Genomic DNA, 21,600 nt, shown 5'->3' on the forward strand with positions numbered 1-21,600 from the left:
CAGGTTTCGGGAATTCTCAGGACAGCGTGCCGGAAACGGCCTTCCAGCAGCGCACGGCCCCGCCGGAGGCAAGCGCGTCCAGCGACTGCGGCCGGTGGCAGGCGGTTTCCGCCAGCGGGCATCTGGGGGCGAAGCGGCAGCCTTGCAGAACGGCGAAAGGGTCCGGAATCTCGCCCCGGACGGGCAGGCCTTCGCGGTGCGGATGGTGCACATCCGGCACGGCGCCGATCAGCGCGCGGGTATAGGGATGGCGCGGTTCGGCGAACAGGGCCGCGCTGTCGTTCAGCTCGACCACCTCGCCCAGATACATCACCGCCACCCGGTCGCACAGATAGCGCACCACGTTCATGTCATGGCTGATGAAGACGATCGTCAGGCCCTTTTCCCGGTTCAGCCGCCGCAACAGGTTGATGATCTGCGCCTGAACCGAGGCATCGAGCGCGGAAACCGGCTCATCCGCGATCAGCACCTGCGGATCGGGGCACAGCGCCCGCGCGATCGAGACGCGCTGCCGCTGACCGCCGGACAGCGCATGGGGAAACTTCTGCGCGGTCTCCTGCACCAGCCCGACCTCGTCCAGCATCCGGGCGACGCGGCCCTGCCGCTCGGCCCGCGTCAGGCCGGGGCGGTAATGCGCCACGACCTCTTCAAGCTGCGCGCCGATCGTCATCCGCGGATTGAGCGAGGAATAGGGGTCCTGAAACACCATCTGCAACCGCCCCTTGGGGTCAGGGCCGTTCAGCGGCGCGCCGTCAAAGATCACCGCCCCCGCATCGGCCGGTTGCAGGCCGATGCCGATCCGGGCCAGCGTGCTCTTGCCGCAGCCGGATTCCCCGACGATGCCAAGGATCTCGCCCGGGCGCACCGCCAGATCGACCCCGCGCACGGCATGGAGCCAGACATGTTCGCGGCGCAATAGCGCGTCCAAGAGGCCGCGCCTGACCGGAAAGCGGCGCTCGACTCCCTGAAACTCAAGCAAGGACATCGGGCACCTCCGTCAGGATGCAGGCGTCGAGATGCGCCGTCTCCCCGCGCGGGTGCAGCGCGGGCGGCTGGCCCACCGCACATTCCGGCCGGGCAAACCGGCAGCGCGGCGCGAACCGGCAGCCGGGGGGCGGGGAGATCAGGCCGGGCGGGCTGCCCTCGATCGGGGTCAGGTCGCGTTCGCGGCCGGTCTGACCGGGCAGCGCCGCCAGAAGCGCCCGGGTATAGGGATGCGACGGCGTATCGAGCACCTGCCGCACGCTGCCGGTTTCCACCACGCGGCCCGCATACATCACCGCCATCCGGTCGCAGATCTGCGACACCACGCCCAGATCATGCGTCACGAGGATGATCGACGTGCCCGTGCTGTCGCGCCGTTCGCGCAGCAGACGCAGGATCTGGTCCTGCACCGTCACATCGAGCGCGGTCGTCGGTTCATCCGCGATGATCAGCCGGGGCCGCAGCGCAAGCGCCATGGCGATCACCACCCTTTGCCGCAGCCCGCCCGACAGTTCATGCGGATAGGCGTCCAGCCGCCGCTCGGGCGAGGTGACCTGCACCTCGCGCAACAAATCCAGTGCCGCGGCACGCGCCTCGGTCTTCGAGACCTTGCGATGGCAGCGGATCACCTCGGCGATCTGCTTGCCGATGCGCATGGTCGGGTTGAGTGCGGTCAGCGGGTCCTGAAAGATGAAGGCGACCTCCCGGCCCCTGACGCGGGACAGGTCGCGTTCCGTCATCCTTGCAATGTCGCCGGTGCCCTCCAGCAGGATCTGACCCCCGGCGATGCGGGCGGGGGCACCGCCGAAGAGATGCAGGATGGACCGGCAGGTCGCGGATTTGCCGCAGCCCGATTCCCCGACGATGCCGAAGATCTCGCCCGGTTCCACGTCGAAGCTGACGCCGTCGACCGCGCGGGCGATCCCGGCGGGGCCGGAAAATTCGGTCCGAAGGTCGCGGATGCTCAGAAGGCTCATGGCTTATCCCTTCGGCTTCAGGGCGGTGGACAGGCCCTCGCCCAGCAACGAAAACGCGATGCCGATCCAGACGATGGCAAGGCCGGGGAACAGCGTCATCCACGGCGCCTCGCGCATGTAGTCGATGCTTTCCACGATCAGGATGCCCCATTCGGGCGCGGGCGGCTGCACCCCCAGACCGAAGAACGACATCGCTGCAATGGCCTGCACCGTCAGCACGACATCCGACATCGAATAGACCAGCGCCGGCGTCACGGCATTCGGCAGGACATGCCGCGCCATCACCCGGATCCGGCCGAACCGCAGCACGCGCGTCGCCTCGATATATTCGAGGCGGGAAATCAGCATCGTCTCGCCGCGCACGATGCGGGCATAGCCGATCCAGTTCACAAGGAAGAAGGCGACATACAGGTTCGTCTCGCTCGCGCCCAGAACGCCGACGATGGCCAGCACGAGGACATAGAACGGAAAGGCCCAGACGATGTCGGTCAGCCGCATCAGCGCCGCATCGACCCAGCCGCCGAAGAAGCCCGCGACCATCCCCACGGCGACGCCGAAGGCCATCGGCACGAAGACGCAGATCAGCGCGAGCCGCAGGTCGAACACCGCCCCGGCCATGACGCGGGTAAAGATGTCGCGGCCGAAATTGTCCGTCCCGAACCAGTGGCTGGCCGAGGGCGCCTGCATCGCCGCGCCGAAATCGAGGGCATAGGGATCCCACGGCGAAAGCCACGGTGTCAGGACGGTAGCAAGCAGCGTGACCAGCAGCATCGCCAGCCCGATCGCGCCCGCCGGGCTGCGCGGAAGGTTTTTCAGCACCAGCATCGGCCTACTCCAGACGCACGCGCGGGTCGGCCAGCGCATAACAGATGTCGGTGATCAGGTTCACGATCACGACCATGATGGCGAAGAACACCGTCAGCCCGCGGATCACCGGCAGATCGCGCGACACGATGGCGTCGATCAGCAGGCTGCCGAGCCCGGGCACCGAGAAGATCTTTTCCACCACCACCGTGCCGCCGATGATCCAGCTCACCCGGACGCCGATGATCGAGATGGTCGAGATCAGGCTGTTGGGCAGGATATGGCGCAGGAACACCGCGCGACCGTTCAGCCCCTTGGCCCGGGCGGTATCGACGTAATCGGCCTTCATCGTGTCGATCAGCGCCGAGCGCAGGCTTTGCTGGATCAGCGCGGCGGTCGACAGCCCGACGACGAGCGAGGGCAGGAACAGGCGATAGACGTTCGCGGCGAAACCATCGCCGACGCCCCCCGTCGGAAACCAGCCAAGCCCGAGCGCCAGCCACAAGATCAGCACATAGCACAGCCAGAACGGCGGCATCGCGATCAGCACGACGAACACCTGCCGGATCGCGCTGTCGACAGGGTTGCCCCGGTTCAGCGCCGCCATGATCGCGAAAGGCAATGCCACCAGCAGCGCGATCAGCGTCGAATACAGCACGATCCCCAGCGTGAAGGGCAGCCGCGCCGCCACAAGGTCGATCACCGGCAGCTTGTGAAAGATCGAGACGCCGAAGCTGCCCGTGACGCAATCGCGCAGGAAATACAGATATTGCACCCAGACCGGCTGGTCGAGCCCCCAGAGCCTGCGCATCGCCTCAAGCTCCTCGGGGCTGGCCCGGGTGCCCATGGCGCGCGACGCCGGATCGCCCGGCATGACCTGCAACAGCAGGAAGCCGATCAGCGTGATCCCGATCAGAACCGGGACCAGCATCAGCAGTCTTTTGAGGATTACCTGAAACATCCGTCATCCGCTGGCTGCCCCGCCGCAAGGCGAGGGCTGGCAATCAGGCCCGCCCCTTGCCGGGGCGGGCGGGCTTTCATTTCTCGATCGTCACGTCTTCCAGCCGGAAGTTCGATGTCGGCAGCACCGAGAACCCCTTCACGTAATCTTTCTGCGCCCAGACCGTCGCCGGGTGATACAGATAGATATAGGGGGCGCCGTCATGCAGGATGCGGATCATGTCCTGAAACATCGCGCCGCGCTCCGGCCCGTTCACGGTCTGGCGCTCCTGCGCATACAGATCGTTCAGCCGGTCGCTCTTCCACTCGGTATGATAGGCATTCGCCCGTTCCGGGTTCACCGCGACGAAGCCGATGATCTGGTCCGGGTCGATCGTGTCCGAGGTCGTGTAGCTCAGGGACATCTGGTAGTTGCCGGCCTTGGTGGTTTCCCACTGCGTGCCGCTTTCCAGCATCTGGATCTTCACCCTGACGCCCACCTGCGACAGCATGGCCTGAAGCGCGATGGCGGTGTTGCGCTGCGTCGCGATGCCGGAATCGACCAGCATCTCGGCCTCGAAACCATCGGGATAACCGGCCTCGGCCAGCAGTTCCTTTGCCTTGGCCAGATCATGGGGATAGGGCTTCAGATCCGGATCGGCATAGGCCATCACCGGCATGGCCGAGGCGGCAGGCTTGCCCGCGCCATACAGCACGCCCTTGATCAGCGCGTCCTTGTCGATCGCATAGTTCAGCGCCTGCCGCACCTTTTCGTCGCCAAGCGGCGCATAGCGGGTGTTGAGCTGCACGAAATCGGCGCGATAGGGGATGACCTCGCCGATAACGACGCCCGGTTTCGATTGCAGATCCTTGATCTGGTTCAGCGGCGGGTCGAGTGCGACATCCACCTCGCCCGCCTCCAGCTTGATCGCGCGGGCCGAGGGCTCGGTCACCACTTCCAGCACCGCATCATCCACCGCGGGCTTGCCCGCCTGCCAGTAGTAGGGGTTCTTCGTCAGTTCGAGCGCGGACCCGCGCGTCCATTTCTTCAGCACGAACGGCCCTGACCCGATCGGCGCGTCGAAGAACGCCTGCCCCTTCGCCTCGACCTCGGCCTTGGGCAGGATCGCGGCGGCGAACAGCGCCAGATTGTTGAAGGCCGGCGTGAAGGGTTCGGCCAGATGCATGACGATCTCATGATCGTTCGGAATCTCGAAGCTGGTGATCGGCCGGTAGAAACGGCCCCAGCCCGAATCCTCCGACGCGGCCCGCTCGATCGAGAACTGCACGTCCTGAGGCGTGACCGGCGTTCCGTCCGAGAATTTGGCATCACGCAGCTTGAAACCGATCGTCAGCCCGTCGTCCGACACCGTCCAGCTTTCCGCCAGACCGGGTTCCAGCTTCTCGCCGGTCGCATCGGGCCGCACGAGGGTGTCGTAGATCAGAAGCTGCGTCCAGATCGAGCCGTTGTCGCTGGTCGCGATCGGATCGAGGCTGACGGGATCATATCCCATCGCCATGCGCAGCGTCTCGGCCTGCGCCGCGAGGCCGGCCAGAGACATCGTGGTGGCCAGCAGCACGGCCCGGAAATTCAGTCTGTTCATCATGAGCTAGGTCCATCCTCGCCTGTTGGTGCGATTGGGCCGGTCGGTTCCGACTCGGCGTTTCGCGGACAAGGTTAGACAAGGCGCGAACAAGCTAATAATGATAAATATGCCCTTTACTATCAGGATGCTGATAATGAATCTGCGCGAGATGGAATTGTTCGGCACGCTGATGCGGGTTGGCACGACAACGGAAACGGCTCGACTTCTTGGGATTTCCCAGCCCGGAGTCAGTGCACAGCTCAAGCGGCTCGAGGCGAATCTGGGCATTTCGCTGTTTCACCGGACCGGCAACCGACTGGAACCGACACGGGAGGCGAACGAGATTTTCGCCCTTTCCGCGCCTATTTTCAGCACACATGCCCAAATTCGCGCCAGACTGCCAACGCTCCGCAGTCAGGCCTCGCGGCCGGTGGCGATTTCGGCGACGCCGGCGCTGGTCGAGGGGTTTCTTGGCCCGATCCTGATCCGCGCGGGCTATCAGAACTGGAAGAAGCGCTTGATCCTGCGGGTGAATTCCCCCGAGGAGGATCTGCGCAAGGGCACGGCGGATATCGGGCTGCAAATGGCCTTTCCGCCGAAGGCCGAGTTTCAGGCGCATACGATCGGCCAGAGCACCCTCGTCGCGGTGCTGCGCACCGACCACCCCCTCGCGCGCGAGGACGATCTGTTCTGCGACACGATCGCCGCGCATCCGATGGTCTGCTACAACGCCGACTGGTCGCCGATGGGGGCGACGATCCGCGCCGCGTTCGAGGCGCAGGGGCTGGTCTACGACCCGGCCTGCGTCGTGCCCTTCTGCGCCAATGTCTGCGACATGGTCCGCGCCTGCGGCGGCGTCGGGATCGTGGATGCGATGACCGCCCGGGAATATGCGATGCAGGGGCTGGTGTCGCGGCGCATCGTCGACATGCCGCCTGTCGCCATACTGGCGTTCCATCGCAGGAATGAACCGCTCAGCGCGCCGGTGCAGGACTTCCTGTCGCAACTGATCGGCGCGGCTTGAACCCCCCGCGATCCGAAGGGACCGGTCCGCCGGGGTTCCCCAACGCCGCGCGACAGCCCGGTCGCTGCCCGCAGGAAGAGGCTTCTGCGCGTTCCAGAACGACCAGATCCGCATAATGCCGCATCAACAATGGCGCGCGCGCAGCGGCACGTTTTGCGAGGTGGCGCAACCGCTGCGGATCGGGGGCATGATCCGCAGCCGCGCGGAACCGTTGCCACACGACCACCAGCGCCGCATGTGCCGTCAGCCGCATGAAGGCATCCGCCGCCGGGGCGGGATCCTCAGCCTCCAGCAGGACCGTTCGTGCGCGCTGCCAGACGTCAAGGGCCTCGGGCGCCTCGGCCAGAAATCGCGCGAACGCCGTGGCCGCCGCGCCCCCCGCGTTGCGCAGCAGCCGCCCTGCCAGAGTGGCCGCATGAATACCGTTCGTCCCCTCGTAGATCGCAGCGACACGGGCATCGCGCAGGGTCTGCTCAATCCGGTATTCCCGCAGATAGCCATAGCCGCCCAGGGCCTGCATACCGAGGTTCGCCGCCGTGACACCTGCCTCGGTGCAGGTGAATTTGCAGACGGGGGTCAGGAAATCGACCAGATCCGGATGTTCGCCCCGTTCCATCTCGACCATCGCCAGATGCACCAGCGCCCGGCCGCCCATCGCAAGCGTTTCCGCGTCGTCAAGCATCCGGCGCACATCGGCGTGGGCATCCAGCGTCACCCCGTCCCTGCCCTGCCGCCGCGTGGCGGTATAGGCCCGCGCGATCGCGGTGGCGCGGGCCGCATGGGCCACGCCTTGCAGGGCCACGTCCAGACGCGCGTGGTTCATCATCGTGAACATCGCCCGCAACCCCTCGCCCTCGATACCAAGCAGTTCGGCCGGGGCGGCGTCGAACGTCATCTGGCAGGTGGGCGAGGCATGAAGCCCCATCTTTTCCTCGATCCGCGTGATGGTGACCGGCAACCGGTTGCCGTCATCGTCATGGGACGGCACCAGAAACAGGCTCAGCCCCCGGACGCCGCTGGCCTGATCTCCGCTGCGCGCAAGGACCAGATGCAGGATGCGCGGCGTCATGTCCTGATCGCCGCCCGAGATGAAGATCTTCTCGCCCTCCACCTGCCAGCCCTGCGCTGTCTCGACCGCTCTGGTCGCAGTCCGGACAGATCCGATCCGGCCGGATGCGCTTGCCTGCATCGATATCGCGGCCGGCCGCAGGTGGAGCTATCGGACGCTGGATGCCGATATCCAACGCGCGGTGGGGGTGTTGCAGGATCAGGGTATCCGCAAGGGCGACCGCGTTGCCGCCCTTGCGAAAAACAGCGTGCATCAGATCATCCTGCAACAGGCGCTGATGCGGATCGGCGCGATCTTCGTGCCGCTGAACTGGCGGCTGTCGCTGCCGGAGCTTTCGCGGCTTCTGGTCGATTGCACGCCCACCCTGCTTTACGGCGATCAGCCCCTGCCCGATCTGCCGCAGGGCTGCCGGGGTCTGGCTTTCGCCGATTTCGTCGCGGCGGTGGAGGCCGCTGTGCCCGCCCCCCGCCCGCAACCGCATTCGGGTCACCACACCTGCATCATCCTTTACACCTCGGGCACCTCGGGCGTGCCCAAGGGGGCGCTGCTGACCTCGCAGTTCCTGCTGGCGACGGCGGTGAATTTCAACGTGATGGGCGAGGTGGATACCGGCGCGGTCTTTCTGTGCGACAGCCCGATGTTCCATGTCATCGGCATCGTCACCCAGATCTGGCCGCCGATGCTGCGCGGCGGCACCTTCATCATCTCGCCGAGCTTCGATCCGGAACGCACGAATGACCGGCTGGGCGATCCCGCGCTGCAGGTGACGCATTACTTCTGTGTGCCGCAGATGGCCGATGCGCTGCGCCATGCCCCGAATTTCGCGCCCGACCGATGGACGCGGCTGAAGGCGCTGTTCACCGGCCGCGCCCCGAACCCGCCTGCCAACATCCGCTGGTGGCTGGATCATGGCGTGCGGATGGTCGATGGCTACGGCATGACGGAAACGGGCACCACGCTTGGCATGCCCTTGTCGCACGACCTGCTGCGCGAAAAGGCGGGGGCGGTCGGGCTGTGCGGGCCGCTGACGGCGGTGCGGCTGGTCGATGAACAGGATGAGGATGTCCCGGACGGCGAACCGGGCGAGATCCTGATCTTTGGCCTGAACGTCACGCCCGGCTACTGGAACCGCCCCGAGGAACGCGCCCGCGCCTTTACCCCCGAGGGCTGGATTCGCACCGGCGACGTCGGGCGGCGGGATGCCGACGGCTTCATCTCCATCGTCGACCGGCGCAAGGACATGTTCATCTCGGGCGGGGAAAACGTCTACCCGGTCGAGGTCGAAAGCGCGCTGCGCGAACATCCGGCCGTGCGCGAAGTGGCGGTGATCGGCATTCCGGATCCCCGCTGGGGCGAGGTTGGCCGTGCCTATGTCATCGCCATGCCCGGCCACAGGCCCGACCCCGAGGAACTGGCGCGCCACTGTCAGCGGCTGATCGCGCGCTACAAGATCCCGAAGGAATTCTGCATCGTCACCGATCTGCCGCGCACCGGATCGGGCAAGGTGATGAAGCATGTTCTGCGGCGCGAGGCCCTGCACACCTGAACCGGTCTCCAGTGGCTCTGATGGCCGGGCACACCCGAAACCGTTCAAGGTCTTGGTTCATCCCCGAAGATCCGGACATCAGGCGGCATGTCGTCCGGTGGCCGGATCTGACCCCGGGTCTCAGGGGACCGGCCGCAAGAGCCGGGTGTCTGCCGTCAGGGACGGATCTTTTCAATGTTACCAGGTTCGAAGCTGCCGACGCCCTCGCAAATACCTCCCGTCCTGGCCATCGGCCGAGGCAGGATGGTTCCCGCTGGCGGGGCACTGGCCGATACAACAGATACCCTCATCATGGCCCCCCCTGGTAACGATGAGTGGTAACCGACTCAGTGTAGAGGGCGACGATCCCCGGCGCTTCACCCAATTGGGTGAGATCTCATGCGCGGATGACAAGAAAGTTGTCGAAAAACGCCGCCTGCGCGGCGTTTCAGCCGCTCGTTCGGGCTAGCGGTCAGCCAACGCAATCGGATGAAATCTGCTGGAAAGCCTGCGCGGCAACGGCTTTGGATGTGACGCTACTGACCGCGCGACGCCATCAGCCATCCGCCCGCGGTGCGAGTTCGGCCAACGCGAGACGCACCCAGAGATCCGCTCCGGGGCCGAGGATCGCGTCGTTGAAATCGAACCGCGCGGAATGCAGGCCGGGATTGTCGCCCTCGCGTCCCGCGCCGATCCAGAAATAGCAGCCGGGCACCTCGCCCAGCATGAAGGCGAAATCCTCCGCCGCCATCGAAGGATCGGCGTCGAGGACCGCAAGCCCCGCGCCCGCCGCCACCTCACGCACGATCGCCGCGTTGCGTGCGGTGTTGATCGTGGCGGGGTAGCGGCGCTGATAGTCCACCCCGGCGGTGCAGCCGAACCCCTCGGCAACGGATGAGGCGATCCGGCTCACCCGCTGTTCGATCCTGTCGCCGACCTCAGGCGCGAACCAGCGCGTCGTGCCGCGGATCACGGCGCGGTCGGGCAGGACGTTCCATGCCTTGCCCCCGTGGATCTGCGTCACCGAGACCACCGCGGATTGCAGCGGGCTGACATTGCGCGCGCAGATGGATTGCAGCGCGGTCACGATCTGCGCGCTGGCCAGCAGCGTATCTTCCCCCTCATGCGGCATCGCGCCATGGGCGCCCTTGCCGGTCACGGTGATCTCGAACGTGCCGAAAGCCGCCATCATCGCATCGTCGCGGGCGATGATCTGGCCGGGTTTCGCGCCGGGCCAGTTGTGCGCGCCATAAACGGCATCGACCGAGAAACGGGCAAAGAGCCCCTCTTGCACCATCTCGCGGCCGCCGCCCTCGTTTTCCTCGGCGGGCTGGAAGATGAAGCGGACCGTGCCGTCGAAATCCTGCGCCGCCAGCGCCTTGGCGGCGGCAAGGGCCATGGCCGTATGCCCGTCATGGCCGCAGGCGTGCATCCGCCCCGGCGTGGCCGAGGCCCAGTCGACGCCGCTCTCCTCGGTGATGGGCAGGGCGTCGATATCGGCCCGGATGCCGATCGCGCGGGCAGAATCGCCCTTGCGCAGGCTGGCGACCACGCCGGTCCGCGCAAGGCCGGTTTCGACCTCATATCCCCAGTCCTTCAGCTTTTCCGCGATGAACCCCGCGGTCCGGTGTTCGGCGAAACCAAGCTCGGGGTGGCGGTGGAGGTCGTGCCGCCACGCCTTGGCTTCGGCGACGGCCTGGGGATCGAGAAGATCGGACATGTTCGGGCTTTCGGATCGGGTTGCGTTCGCCCACCGAGCGCGGCGTCACATCGGCGATGATGACCCGGCCGGGGCTGGGCCGATCATCACACAAATGGCGGTGATGACCAGCATTCCGCCGGATTTTTTTGATGTTGAACGGCACCCGCGCGGGCGGCAGGAAGCTGAGCCGCTTCGTGACCAGAACGATCCCGGTTTGCGACCGCGGTCACATCAGACGAGATCACGCGGAATGCGGCGGGAGAATGTCTTGCTGAATACCTCCCGGTCGTTTTCAAACGCATGGACTTCGGCCGTCAGAACCCATTCCGTTTCCGTGCATCGAAGATCGGCAAAGGTGCTGCTGCGGGTCTGCCAGCCTTCTCGCTGCAAGCGGATATCCCAGCGGGACTGGCCGCATACCGACAGGGGATCATCGGGCGCGATAGACCAGACTTCATCGCGAATCTCCTGTGATTGCAGGCCGCTGTCCGGATGCACCTCAAGCCCCGTATCTTCGTGGATCCGGTATTCGGTCACGCCCGTCATCAGGTCCCTGTTCACGGACCGCCGCGTCTGCCCCTCAGACAGCATCCGGTAGCGCGGCAGCGGATCAGGATCAGCGGGCTCAGGGATCGAGATGCGCCGGTGCGCGCCCAGAAGCGGCAGGAAAAGTCTCAGACTTGCGGTATCGATCATAACACCCGGCGCTTTCGGCGAAGGCAGGATCAGCGGCCAATAGGCGGTCGACAGCGCGATCTTGATCCTGTGGCCCGGCGCAAAGCGATAGCCCATCGCATCAAGCCGCAGGCGCACTGGCACGCTTTCGCCATGCGGCATGGGGACCGGCGTTTCGTTTCCGTGGCGATGGGCAAGGTTCAGCACACCGAAACTCGCCCGCGTTTCCATCCCGTCCGGATGCACGTCGATCACCCGCACGGCGATGTTTTCCATATCCTCATCGCAGCGCAGCCGCAGCGTGACCTCCGGCATGCCGAGACAGACCATTTCGGCCGTCAGGGGCGCCGTTTCGAAAAGCAGCGATCCGCCCGCGTCGATGCGCTGATCGCCCGCCATTTCCGCATCCGGCTTGAGCGTGAACCACTCGCCCGAGGAAATGCCGGTATCGAGGGGAGATCGCAGGAAAACCTCCCCCGCGCCGACGAAATCGGGTCCGTCGCACAACCGGCCATCGGCGCCGATCCCCAGAACCCGCATGTCCGGTCCGGTCCAGCTGTCCTTGGCGATCCAGTAGCCGGGATCCGCTTCGCGCCGCAATGCGGGGCGCGGGCCGTCAAGGATATAGGCGCGGACCGCGGGCACATCGCCCTCCGGCGCATCGCCCAGCCAGTGCTTCCACCAGGCGATGGCCTCGGCGTGAAAATCCGTGCGCGGTTTTGGCCAGGCGAAATGCGGGTATTTGTGGATCCACGGGCCGATGATGGCACGGACCGGGCCGGGCATGGCCTCGATGGCCTTCAGGGGGGTGTTCCGGTAACCGTCCGCCCATCCGGCGTAGATCAGCGCCGGAATGTCGAAACCGGCGAAATCCTCGCAGATGGAGCCATGTTTCCAGAAGGCATCGCGGCGCTGATGCGACAGCCATTCCTCAAGGAAATAGGGCTCTTTCTCCAGCCTCTCGCGCCACATGTCGCGCCATGTCTCGCCCACAAGGGCGATGTCGGGCGCGCGCGTCTGATAGGCGAGCATGGTACCCGCCCAGGAAAGCTGTGCCGAAAGATGCGTGCCGTTCTTGTAATGGATATCGTCGTTGTAGCGGTCCGTCGTCGATGCGAGCGAGATCACCGCTTTCAGCGCCGGGGGTTTCAGCGCCGCGACCTGCAGCGAATTGAACCCGCCCCAGGAAATCCCCATCATGCCGACACGGCCATTCGACCAAGGCTGCGCCGCGATCCATTCGATCACCTCGCAGGCATCCGAAAGTTCGCGCGGCGTGTATTCGCCGTCGATGACCCCATCGGATTCGCCCGAGCCGCGGATATCCACGCGCACACCGGCAATGCCTGCGCGGGCAAAGACCGGATAGGTGGATTCGTCGCGCGGATCGGTGCCGCCCCGCTTGCGATAGGGCAGATATTCCAGAACCGCCGGCACCGGCGTGCCAGCCGCATCGTCCGGCATCCATATCCGCGTCGCAAGGCGCGTGCCGTCGCGCAGCGTGATCCATGTATCTTCGGAAACCGTAAAGCCGTCTTGGGTCATGATCTCGTTCGTTTCTTGCAAGTGTCAATCCGGGGAAGCGACGCCAGCCGCCTGACGCGCTATCGCCGCGTCAAGCCAGCCGACCCGCATTTGCGGCACCGAAGCGAGGAGCGTATCGGTATAGGCATCGAAAGGCGGGCGCAGCGCGCTGGAACGGGGGCCGAAGCGCACGAGCCGCCCGCGATGCATCACCGCGACGCTGTCCGCGATCGCCTGCACGATCGCCAGATCATGGGTGATGAACATGTAGGAAAGCTGCCGCTCTTGCTGAAGCCGCAGAAACAGCCGCAGGATGCCCGCCGCGACCAGCGGATCGAGCGCCGAGGTCGGCTCGTCGCAGATCAGCAGGTCGGGTTCCGCCGCAAGGGCGCGGGCGATGGCGACACGCTGTTTCTGACCGCCGGACAGCTCCGCCGGATAGCGGTCGAGGAAGGCGGGTCCAAGGTCGATCTGCTCCAGCAGGTCCGCGACGCGGGCCCGTTTCTGCGCGCCGCGCAGCCCGTGATAGAAGGTCAGCGGACGTCCGATGATATCTTCGACGGTCTGACGCGGATTCATCGCGGTATCCGGGATCTGGTAGATCATCTGGATACGGCGCAGATGCGCCTTGCTGCGGCCGTTCAGACGCGGCGGCAGATCCGCGCCGTCAAGCCGGACCGTGCCCTGACGCGGGGGCAAAAGCCCGGTCGCCACCCGCGCGAGCGTGGATTTCCCCGATCCGGATTCCCCGACCACCGCCAGCGTCTGCCCCTTGGACAGATGCAGCGAGACATCGGACAGCACGGGAACGCTGCCGTAACTGGCGAAGATGCCCGTCATCTCGAAGAAGCGCCCGCTCTGATCCGGAACCTCGTCGTGGCGGATCTCGTGCTGACGGACGAGATCGCGGGTGTAGGCGGCCACTGGCCGCTCGACGATCTGGCGCGCAGGGCCGTATTCGACGGTCTCACCATTGCGCAGAACCATGATGTCATCGGCGATCTGCGCCACCACCGCCAGATCATGCGAGATATAGATCGCCGCCGTTCCGGTCCGGGCGATCGCCGATTTGATCGCCGCCAGCACCCCGATCTGCGTCGTGACATCCAGCGCCGTCGTCGGTTCGTCGAACACGATCAGCTCGGGCCGGGGACAAAGCGCCATTGCCGTCATGGCGCGCTGAAGCTGCCCGCCCGATACTTCATGCGGGAAGCGGCGGCCGAATGTTTCGGGCGCGGGCAAGCCGAGCATGCGGAAAAGCCCGACCGCGCGGACGCGCGCCTCGGCCCGTGTGGCAAGGCCGTGGCGCAGGGTCGCCTCGATCACCTGATCGCCCAGCCGGAAGGCCGGATTGAACGCGGCGGCGGCCGATTGCGCGACATAGCAGACCCGCGCCCCACGGATGCCGCGTTTTCCCGCGTTGTCGAGCGCAAGGATATTCTCGCCGTCAAGCAGCACCTCTCCTCCGGTGATGCGCATCGCACCGCGGGCATGGGCAAGAGCGGCAAGGCCGATCGTCGATTTCCCGGCCCCCGATTCCCCGATCAGCCCCAGCACCCTGCCCTTGCGCAGATCGAAGCTGACGCCGTGGACGATTTCCACGTCTCGCGGGGGTTCACCCGAAGCATGCGCCCTCACACCGAGCCTGAGCCCGCGCACGGAAAGCAGGGGCCTGTCGTGATCCGTGTCAGCCATCGTCACGCCCTCCCCTGAGGCTGGCGGTGCGGCGCAGCAGCCAGTCGACCACCAGATTGATCGAGACCGTCAGCAGCGCGATGGCCGCACCCGGCACCAATGCCGCCGAAACGCCGAAGATGATCCCGTCCTTGTTTTCCTTGACCATGCTGCCCCAGTCCGCCGTCGGCGGCTGGATGCCGAGCCCAAGGAAGGACAGGGTCGAGATGAACAGCACGTTGAACGCAAGCCGCAGGCCGAACTCCGCCAGAAGCGGCGTCATGGTATTGGGCAGGATCTCGCGCCCCAACAGCCAGAGCAGCCCCTCTCCGCGCAGCCGCGCGGCCTCCACGAATTCGACGGCGCCGACATCCATCGCCAGCGCGCGCGCCAGCCGGTAGATCCGCGTCGCGTCCAGCACCGCCATGACCAGGATCAGCACCATGAGGTTTTGCGGCAGCGCCGACAGGACGATGAGCGCAAAGATCAATGTCGGGATCGACATGAGCAGATCGTTGAAGCGCGACAGCACCGCATCGGTCAGCCCGCGCAGGATGGCCGCGGTCAGGCCGAGGAAAACACCGATGACGAAGGCGATGACGGTGGCGGCAAGCGCGACGAAAACGGTCGTTCGCGCCCCGGTGATGAGGCGTGACAGCAGATCCCGGCCCAGATTGTCGAACCCCAGCGGATGCCCCGGTTGCGCCGGACCCCAGGGATCGCCGATCACCGCATTCGGATCGAAAGGCGAAATCCACGGCGCAAACATCGCGCACACGAGCACCACGGCAAGCCCGAGAAGGCCGATCGCGGCCGATGCGGGTATGGGGAAAAGCGCTTTCATCGCGGATGCCTCAGACGCGGATTGACGAGGATCGACAGCACATCGGCGATCATGTTGAGCGCGATGTAGATCGCCGCGAACACAAGGCCGCAGGCCTGAACCACCGGCAGGTCGCGCACCGTCACGGCATCGACCATATATTGGCCCATGCCGGGATAGACGAAGACCACCTCGACGACGACGACACCAACGACCAGATATGCAAGGTTCAGCGCGACGACATTGATGATCGGGGCAAGCGCATTGGGCGTCGCATGGACAAAGATCGCCCGCAACCGCGACAGACCCTTGAGGGTGGCCGTCTCCATATAAGGGGTGGAAAGCACATTCAGCAAAGCCGCGCGGGTCATCCGCATCATATGGGCGATGCAGACCAGCACCAGCGTCGCCACCGGCAGCGCGATGGTATGCAGCTTTTCGAACAGGCTCATGCCGCCGTAGATCGTCGCGGGAAAGGCCGCCACCGGATGCTGCACCACCAGAACAAGGATCAGCAGATAGGCGATGAAGAACTCGGGCAAGGAAACCGCCGCCAGCGAAAGGATATTGATCAGCCGGTCGATGAGGCGGTCCCGGAAAATGACGGCGACAATGCCAAGCCCGACGGCCAGCGGCACGGCGATGACCGCGGCAGCGGCCGCCAGCAGCAGCGAATTCCCCAGCCGGTGCCCAAGCTGTTCCGCGATCGGCTGACCGCTTGCCCATGACCGGCCGAAATCGCCCTGCGCAATTCCGGCCAGCCAGCCCAGATATCGCGTCACGACGGGCCGGTCGAGACCAAGCTCAAGGCGGATATTGGCGATGGCCTGCGGCGTTGCCGACTGGCCCAGATAGGTCGTGGCAAAATCGCCGGGCAGAACCTCGATCCCGCCGAAAATCAGCACGGAGCTGGCCCACAGGAGAACGAAGCTGAGAAGCAGGCGGCCGATGATACGGGCCGGCATCGGGTAACGGGAAAGCAGCGCGGAGACTGCCCGGCGAGGGATCGGGGGATCTGGCTGTGTCATCATGGATCAGAGGCGGCGGCACTGACGCCGCGGCATCCTTTTCAGGTGTCGAACCAGACGCGGCAGGCGACCTGTCCGTTGGACAGATCGTTGCCGATATCGTCCACCCATCCCTTGAGTTTCGTGGACGAGGCGTTGAGGTAATTGTTGAAGACCGGCAGGATCAACCCGCTGGTATCGCGCACCAGAACGGCCATGTCATGATACAGCGCCCTGCGTTTGTCCTCATCGGTTTCCGCCCGGGCCTCGAACAGCATCCGGTCGAAGTCGGCGTTCTTGAAGCGCGTGTCATTCCACGGTCCGCTGGAAAGCTGCGTCGTCGTGTAGCGCAGATCCTGCGTCGGGCGCCCACCCCAGTAGGAGGCGCAGAAAGGCGCAACGTTCCAGACATTCGACCAGTAGCCATCGTCGGGCTCGCGCCTGATCTCCAGCGTGATGCCGGCCCGTTTCGCGCTGGCCTGAAACAGGACGGCGGCATCGACGGCACCGGTGAAGGCCGCCTCCGAGGTGCGCAGCACGATCGGTCCGGAATGGCCCGATTTCTTGTAGTAGAACGCCGCCTGATCGGGGTCGTAGACGCGCTGTTCGATTCCCGTCGGGGCCAGCGCATAGGCCTCATTCACAGGATAATCATTGCCGAGCGTGCCATAACCGCCAAGGATCTTGTCGAGCATCTCCTGCCGGTCGACCGCTAGCTTGAGCGCCATCCGCAAATCGTTGTTGTCGAAGGGCGCCGTGTCACCGTGCATCAGAAAGGAATAGAAGCCCTTGCCCTTGGTGCTGATCGTCTGCACGTTCGGCGCGCGCGACAGCAGGCCCATCGTCTTGGGATCGAGGCTGTTGATGAAATGCACCTTGCCCGACGACAGGGCCGCGATCCGCGCGGTGCTGTCATTCATCACCAGAATCTCGACACTGTCGACATAGCCGCGATCCGGGTTCCAGTCGTGTTCGTTGCGGCTGAAGGCGATGCGCACGCCCGGCTCGTAACTCTCCAGCTTGTAGGGGCCGGTCCCCGTCACATCGGCCGGATCGTCGAGCCCGCCGTTCTTCTGGATCTGCAGGTGATAGTCCGTCAGCAGAAGCGGCAGGTCGGCGCTGGCGTTGCTCAGCGTGATGACAAGATCACCGCCCTGATCCTCGATCCTTTCGATGTCGGACAGCAGGCCGAGCGCCGCGGATTTCGAATTCGCATCGGAATGACGCTTCAGCGTCTGCACCGCATCGGCGACGGTGAAGGCCGAACCGTCATGGAACCGGACATCCTTGCGCAGCCTGAAGGTCCAGACCTTGGCATCCGCGCTCGTGGTCCAGCTTTCTGCAAGGCTCGGCAGGGCCTCGCCCGTCGCCGGATCGGTGGTCACCAGCCGGTCGCCCCAGCAGAACGCCGCGGTGAAAAGCACGCTGCCGGAATAGGTGCCGGGGTCGAGAACGTCCGTGGTCTGGCCGCCGTCGAGGCCAAGCCTCAGCACCCCGCCGCGCTTCGGGGTGTCCTGCGCGGCGGCGGGCGACCACAATCCGGAAGATCCCAGCACGAAGCCCGCGCCGATGGCCGCGCCCAGAAAGGTCCGACGGCTGGTCGCCGGGCCGGAGATGGTCTTGTGTTGCATCCCTGTTTCCTCGTCATTTCTGCTTTGATGCCCGTCCCGGTGTGCCACTTCTGGCTGGCGGCGTTTTCCGGGCAACGGGCAGGTCTGAGCAAAGCCTAAGCCGGCTTGAAAATGCGCCACAACTTCGCGTAATGACGCCATGTGACGCGATATGACGCTATTTCCGGGCCATCGGCCCGTTTCTCGCATCCGAACCGCACCGGAGGGCGCACATGACGGAAAATTACGCCACGAACCTGCGCCGCGCCTGCAATACGCGGCCCTCGGTCGCCCTTATTTGCCGCGAGATCGGTATCAACCGGCAACAATTTAATCGCTATCTGTCGGGGCAGACGATGCCGTCGCGTCACAACGGGGAACGGATCTCGCAGTATTTCGGGGTGCCGGAACCCGTTTTCCATCTGTCGCCGGAACGGTTCGAGCGCGCCCTGACCGAGCAGCGTCGCCCGGTCACGCAGGGTCTGGTCCTGCGCAACGCCTTCCCGGGCGATCTGCGTCGCCTCCGGGATTACATCGGCTATTATGAACTCTACCACAAAAGCCTGTCGTGGCCCGGCATGATCGTCCGCAGCTGCGCCCGGATCTGGCAGAACGACGATGTGATGCTTGTGAAGTCGGTCGAGAAGATGGCGGATGCCCGGGAAGGCATCCGGCAGTTCTCGAAATATCAGGGACAGGTGGCCTATTGGCGCAATCGGCTGTTCATCATCGAATGCGGAATGCACCAGGAATCCTTCATCGCGGAAACGATCCTGATGCCATTCGCCGAACATCAGCGGACCTATCTTTGCGGGATCACCACCGGGGTTTCCTGGCGGAGGGAGAACCTTCCCTACGCGACACGTTCGGTATGGCGCGCGCTCGGCATCGCGCCGGATCTGCGGCGCCTGCTGCGCAACTGCACGGTATTGCCGGAAAACTCCTCGCATATTCCGCCATTCGTGAGCCGTTACATGAACGGCGGGCCTCAGGCGCAGGTGATCAGCGCGGATTGAAACAGGCGGCTTCGGATTCACCGAAATCGGCCGGGATGCATCGCGATCGGATCGCAGGGTTCCGGCCGCCTGCGGTGGTCACATCTCGACATGTCGCGTCACGGCCCTGCGGATGGCCTGCCCGTCGCGGCCGGGCGGCGCGCCGAACAGACGGCGGTATTCGCGGCTGAACTGCGAGGGGCTTTCGTAGCCGATGGCATAGCCGATCCGGGTGATGTCGGCCCCGTCGGACAAAAGCAGGCGGCGGGCCTCTTGCAGGCGCAACTGCTTTTGATACTGCACTGGCGTCATCGCCGTCACCGCCTTGAAGTGGCGGTGGAAGGTGGCCGGGCTCATCCCGGCGATACCCGCCAGCACCCGCACATTCAGGGGGGCGGCGAAGCCCCCGCGGATATGGGCGATGGCCCGGCCGATCCGCGCCATGTGGCTGTCCGCAAGCCCGATCTGGCGCAGCGCCGACCCCATCGGACCGTTGAGCAGCAGCCAGACGATCTCGCGCCGGATCAGGGGCGCCAGCACCGCGATGTCGCGCGGCCGGTCGCACAGCGCGATCAGGCGGGACAGGGGATCGATCAGCTCGGGCGCCAGCGCGTGAACGCCAAGCGCCGGGCCGGTCGCGGCTTCCCCGGTCCCGTCCTGTTCCAGCAGCAGATCGGATATGGTCGCAGGATCAAGCGCGAGGCTGAAGGCCAGATAGGGCCGATCCGCTGTGGCCCCGGTGATCTCGGCGCGGATCGGCACCTCCATCGACGCGATCAGGCATTTTCCCGCATCGTAGCGAAAGGCGCGGTCGCCAAGCATGCTGGTCTTGGCGCCCTGCACCACCACGCAGAGCGAGGGGCGGTAAACCGCATGGATCGGCCCGGCTGGCGCCGTCGCCGCGGTCAGATACAGCCCGTCGATCGGGCTTTCGCGGCCATGCGCCTGCCACTGGCGCAGGACAAGGGCCTTGAGCGGAGCGAGGAGATCGTTTTCCATGACCTCCACCCTAGAGCCAGTGCGCAGGGTATGCAGCCTGCAATCGGCACCGATGAGAGGATCGGGCAGGAATTTGCGAGGATCGGCGTGGCGGGGGCTGCCTTGTCGGCCCTACCTTTGCCCCAGCCCGGCGGCATCCCGCCCCGGCGTTCCCTCCGAACAAAGGAACATCCCATGCGTTATCGCACTCTCGGCCCGAGCGGCCTTCTGGTTTCCGAACTCTGCCTCGGCACGATGACCTTCGGCGGCTCGGACGGCATGTGGGGCCAGATCGGCCAGTTGCGTCAGGACGAGGCCGACACTCTGGTCAAGACCGCCGTCGACGCGGGCATCAACTTCATCGACACCGCCAATGTCTATGCGGGCGGCGAGAGCGAGCGGATCCTCGGTCAGGCGATCCGCAACCTTGGCATCCCGCGCGACGATGTGGTGATCGCAACCAAGGTGCTGGGCGCGATGGGCGAAGGCCCGAACGCCCGCGGCGCCTCGCGCGCCCATATCATGGCGCAGGCGAAGGCCAGCCTTTCGCGGCTGCAAATGGACCATATCGACCTCTACCAGATCCACGGCTTCGACCCGCTGACCCCGATCACCGAAACGCTGGAGGCGCTCGACACGCTCGTCCGCCACGGTCACGTGCGCTATATCGGCCTGTCGAACTGGGCGGCATGGCAGATCGTCAAGGCGGTGGGCATCGCCGAGGCCCGCAGACTTGCCCCGATCCTGTCCCTGCAGGCCTATTACACGCTGGTCGGGCGCGATCTGGAACGCGAGATCGTGCCGATGCTGCAAGCCGAAGGCATCGGCCTGATGGTCTGGAGCCCGCTGGCCGGGGGCTTCCTTTCGGGCAAATACAGCGACGGCAACACCGCGAACGATGGCCGCCGGGCGAGTTTCAACTTCCCGCCGGTCGATCTGGAACGCGGCGATGCGGCCATTGGCGTGATGCGCGGGATCGCCGAGGCGAAAGGCTGCACCGTGGCGCAGGTGGCGCTTGCATGGCTGCTGCACCAGCCGGTGGTGACCAGCGTTATCGTGGGCGCCAAGCGAGTCGAGCAGTTGCAGGACAACATCCGCTCGACCGAAGTGGCATTGTCTGCGGATGATCTGGCGGAGCTGGATGCGGTGACGAAGCTCCCCCCGGAATACCCCGGCTGGATGCTGGAACGTCAGGCACAATACCGCGCGCCGTTCGTCCCGCAGAAGGTCTGACAGCCTCCCCTGAGCCTACGCGCCCCATGCCAAAGGCATGGGTGCGAACAGGTCGCCACAGCGGGCCGTATGATATTGCACCGGATATGGGCGGGCTGATCAGATCGCCATCGGCTGGCGACGGCAACGGCAGGTCACGCATCACCAGCCCGGACCCGTCGCACAGCGAAATCGTGGGCCGCGCATGAGGGCGGCGACATCATGCTTTTGCAGAACGGCCTTGCACCCAAACAGCGGCACGAAACAGGCGATCTCGCCGCTGCCCACTGCGGCGCGGATAGTCATCGATGCAGTCCTGCCGTCCCCGACAGATGCAAACGGGAAATTCGCGTCAGATCTTGCAGGCTCAGGGGTCCGTAGGCGCCCGCTACACCTTGACGATGGACGGCCAGAAAGCTGTCTCACGTCAACGCGGCTCTCCCGGCCGGCCTAGAAAAGATCGAGTTCCGATGCGTCGATCATCTCGTCGGG

The 21,600-nt window shown here is 65.4% G+C and carries 17 protein-coding genes; 4 read left to right on the forward strand and 13 right to left on the reverse strand.

Annotated elements, in window-relative coordinates; translation table 11 throughout:
* Positions 1-16 precede the first annotated feature (16 nt).
* The 5 genes from D2T30_RS08850 to D2T30_RS08870 form a co-directional block, all read right to left on the reverse strand.
* The gene (locus D2T30_RS08850; RefSeq protein WP_128208570.1) at positions 17-985 is read right to left on the reverse strand and encodes an ABC transporter ATP-binding protein; all 969 of its coding nucleotides are present in this window, start codon (positions 983-985) and stop codon (positions 17-19) included.
* Positions 972-1,961, reverse strand: a complete 990-nt coding sequence (locus tag D2T30_RS08855) for an ABC transporter ATP-binding protein (RefSeq protein WP_128208571.1) — start codon at positions 1,959-1,961, stop codon at positions 972-974. Before D2T30_RS08855 ends, D2T30_RS08850 begins: the two co-directional genes overlap by 14 nt.
* Positions 1,962-1,964: 3 nt before the next feature.
* Positions 1,965-2,786, reverse strand: coding sequence for an ABC transporter permease (locus D2T30_RS08860; protein WP_128184753.1), 822 nt, complete (start codon positions 2,784-2,786; stop codon positions 1,965-1,967).
* A gap of 4 nt (positions 2,787-2,790) precedes the next feature.
* Positions 2,791-3,726 carry an ABC transporter permease gene (locus D2T30_RS08865; RefSeq protein WP_128208572.1) on the reverse strand — a complete coding sequence of 312 codons (936 nt, stop codon included), beginning with the start codon at positions 3,724-3,726 and terminating at the stop codon, positions 2,791-2,793.
* A gap of 76 nt (positions 3,727-3,802) precedes the next feature.
* Positions 3,803-5,311: an ABC transporter substrate-binding protein gene (locus D2T30_RS08870; protein WP_128208573.1), complete on the reverse strand. Its 1,509-nt coding sequence runs from the start codon at positions 5,309-5,311 to the stop codon at positions 3,803-3,805.
* A 133-nt stretch (positions 5,312-5,444) separates the two neighbouring features.
* Here D2T30_RS08870 and D2T30_RS08875 point away from each other — a divergent pair, with 133 nt between their 5' ends.
* On the forward strand, positions 5,445-6,314 hold the full coding sequence (locus D2T30_RS08875; RefSeq protein WP_128208574.1) for a LysR family transcriptional regulator: 870 nt from the start codon (positions 5,445-5,447) through the stop codon (positions 6,312-6,314).
* On the opposite strand, the gene D2T30_RS08880 is transcribed toward D2T30_RS08875, so the two are convergent.
* Positions 6,265-7,425 (reverse strand): acyl-CoA dehydrogenase family protein, encoded by a 1,161-nt coding sequence (locus D2T30_RS08880; protein WP_241651227.1) that lies wholly within the window; start codon positions 7,423-7,425, stop codon positions 6,265-6,267. The genes D2T30_RS08875 and D2T30_RS08880 overlap by 50 nt on opposite strands.
* Between D2T30_RS08880 and D2T30_RS08885 the strand changes: the two genes are divergently transcribed.
* A complete protein-coding gene (locus tag D2T30_RS08885) occupies positions 7,403-8,929 on the forward strand; it encodes an AMP-binding protein (RefSeq protein ID WP_128208576.1) in 1,527 nt (508 codons plus the stop codon). The two genes, D2T30_RS08880 and D2T30_RS08885, sit on opposite strands and share 23 nt — an antisense overlap.
* A 535-nt stretch (positions 8,930-9,464) precedes the next feature.
* On the opposite strand, the gene D2T30_RS08890 is transcribed toward D2T30_RS08885, so the two are convergent.
* The 6 genes from D2T30_RS08890 to D2T30_RS08915 form a co-directional block, all read right to left on the reverse strand.
* The gene (locus D2T30_RS08890; RefSeq protein WP_128208577.1) at positions 9,465-10,628 is read right to left on the reverse strand and encodes a M20 aminoacylase family protein; all 1,164 of its coding nucleotides are present in this window, start codon (positions 10,626-10,628) and stop codon (positions 9,465-9,467) included.
* Between the two features lie 213 nt (positions 10,629-10,841).
* Positions 10,842-12,830: a CocE/NonD family hydrolase gene (locus D2T30_RS08895; protein ID WP_128208634.1), complete on the reverse strand. Its 1,989-nt coding sequence runs from the start codon at positions 12,828-12,830 to the stop codon at positions 10,842-10,844.
* Positions 12,831-12,854: 24 nt separating this feature from the next.
* On the reverse strand, positions 12,855-14,504 hold the full coding sequence (locus D2T30_RS08900; RefSeq protein ID WP_128208578.1) for an ABC transporter ATP-binding protein: 1,650 nt from the start codon (positions 14,502-14,504) through the stop codon (positions 12,855-12,857).
* Complete coding sequence (locus tag D2T30_RS08905; RefSeq protein WP_128208579.1) at positions 14,497-15,327, reverse strand: ABC transporter permease; 831 nt, start codon at positions 15,325-15,327, stop codon at positions 14,497-14,499. Before D2T30_RS08905 ends, D2T30_RS08900 begins: the two co-directional genes overlap by 8 nt.
* Complete coding sequence (locus D2T30_RS08910) at positions 15,324-16,271, reverse strand: ABC transporter permease (protein ID WP_206612893.1); 948 nt, start codon at positions 16,269-16,271, stop codon at positions 15,324-15,326. The genes D2T30_RS08905 and D2T30_RS08910 overlap by 4 nt, the downstream gene beginning before the upstream one ends.
* A 104-nt stretch (positions 16,272-16,375) precedes the next feature.
* Positions 16,376-17,944 (reverse strand): ABC transporter substrate-binding protein, encoded by a 1,569-nt coding sequence (locus tag D2T30_RS08915; protein ID WP_128208581.1) that lies wholly within the window; start codon positions 17,942-17,944, stop codon positions 16,376-16,378.
* Positions 17,945-18,156: 212 nt separating this feature from the next.
* Between D2T30_RS08915 and D2T30_RS08920 the strand changes: the two genes are divergently transcribed.
* A complete protein-coding gene (locus D2T30_RS08920) occupies positions 18,157-18,939 on the forward strand; it encodes a helix-turn-helix domain-containing protein (protein ID WP_128208582.1) in 783 nt (260 codons plus the stop codon).
* Between the two features lie 78 nt (positions 18,940-19,017).
* On the opposite strand, the gene D2T30_RS08925 is transcribed toward D2T30_RS08920, so the two are convergent.
* Positions 19,018-19,917, reverse strand: a complete 900-nt coding sequence (locus tag D2T30_RS08925; protein ID WP_128208583.1) for an AraC family transcriptional regulator — start codon at positions 19,915-19,917, stop codon at positions 19,018-19,020.
* Positions 19,918-20,091: 174 nt separating this feature from the next.
* Here D2T30_RS08925 and D2T30_RS08930 point away from each other — a divergent pair, with 174 nt between their 5' ends.
* On the forward strand, positions 20,092-21,129 hold the full coding sequence (locus D2T30_RS08930) for an aldo/keto reductase (protein ID WP_128208584.1): 1,038 nt from the start codon (positions 20,092-20,094) through the stop codon (positions 21,127-21,129).
* Positions 21,130-21,600: the final 471 nt, after the last annotated feature.

The sequence above is a fragment of the Paenirhodobacter populi genome, from assembly GCF_004022215.1.
In the GTDB taxonomy this organism is placed as follows: Bacteria; Pseudomonadota; Alphaproteobacteria; order Rhodobacterales; family Rhodobacteraceae; genus Rhodobacter; species Rhodobacter populi.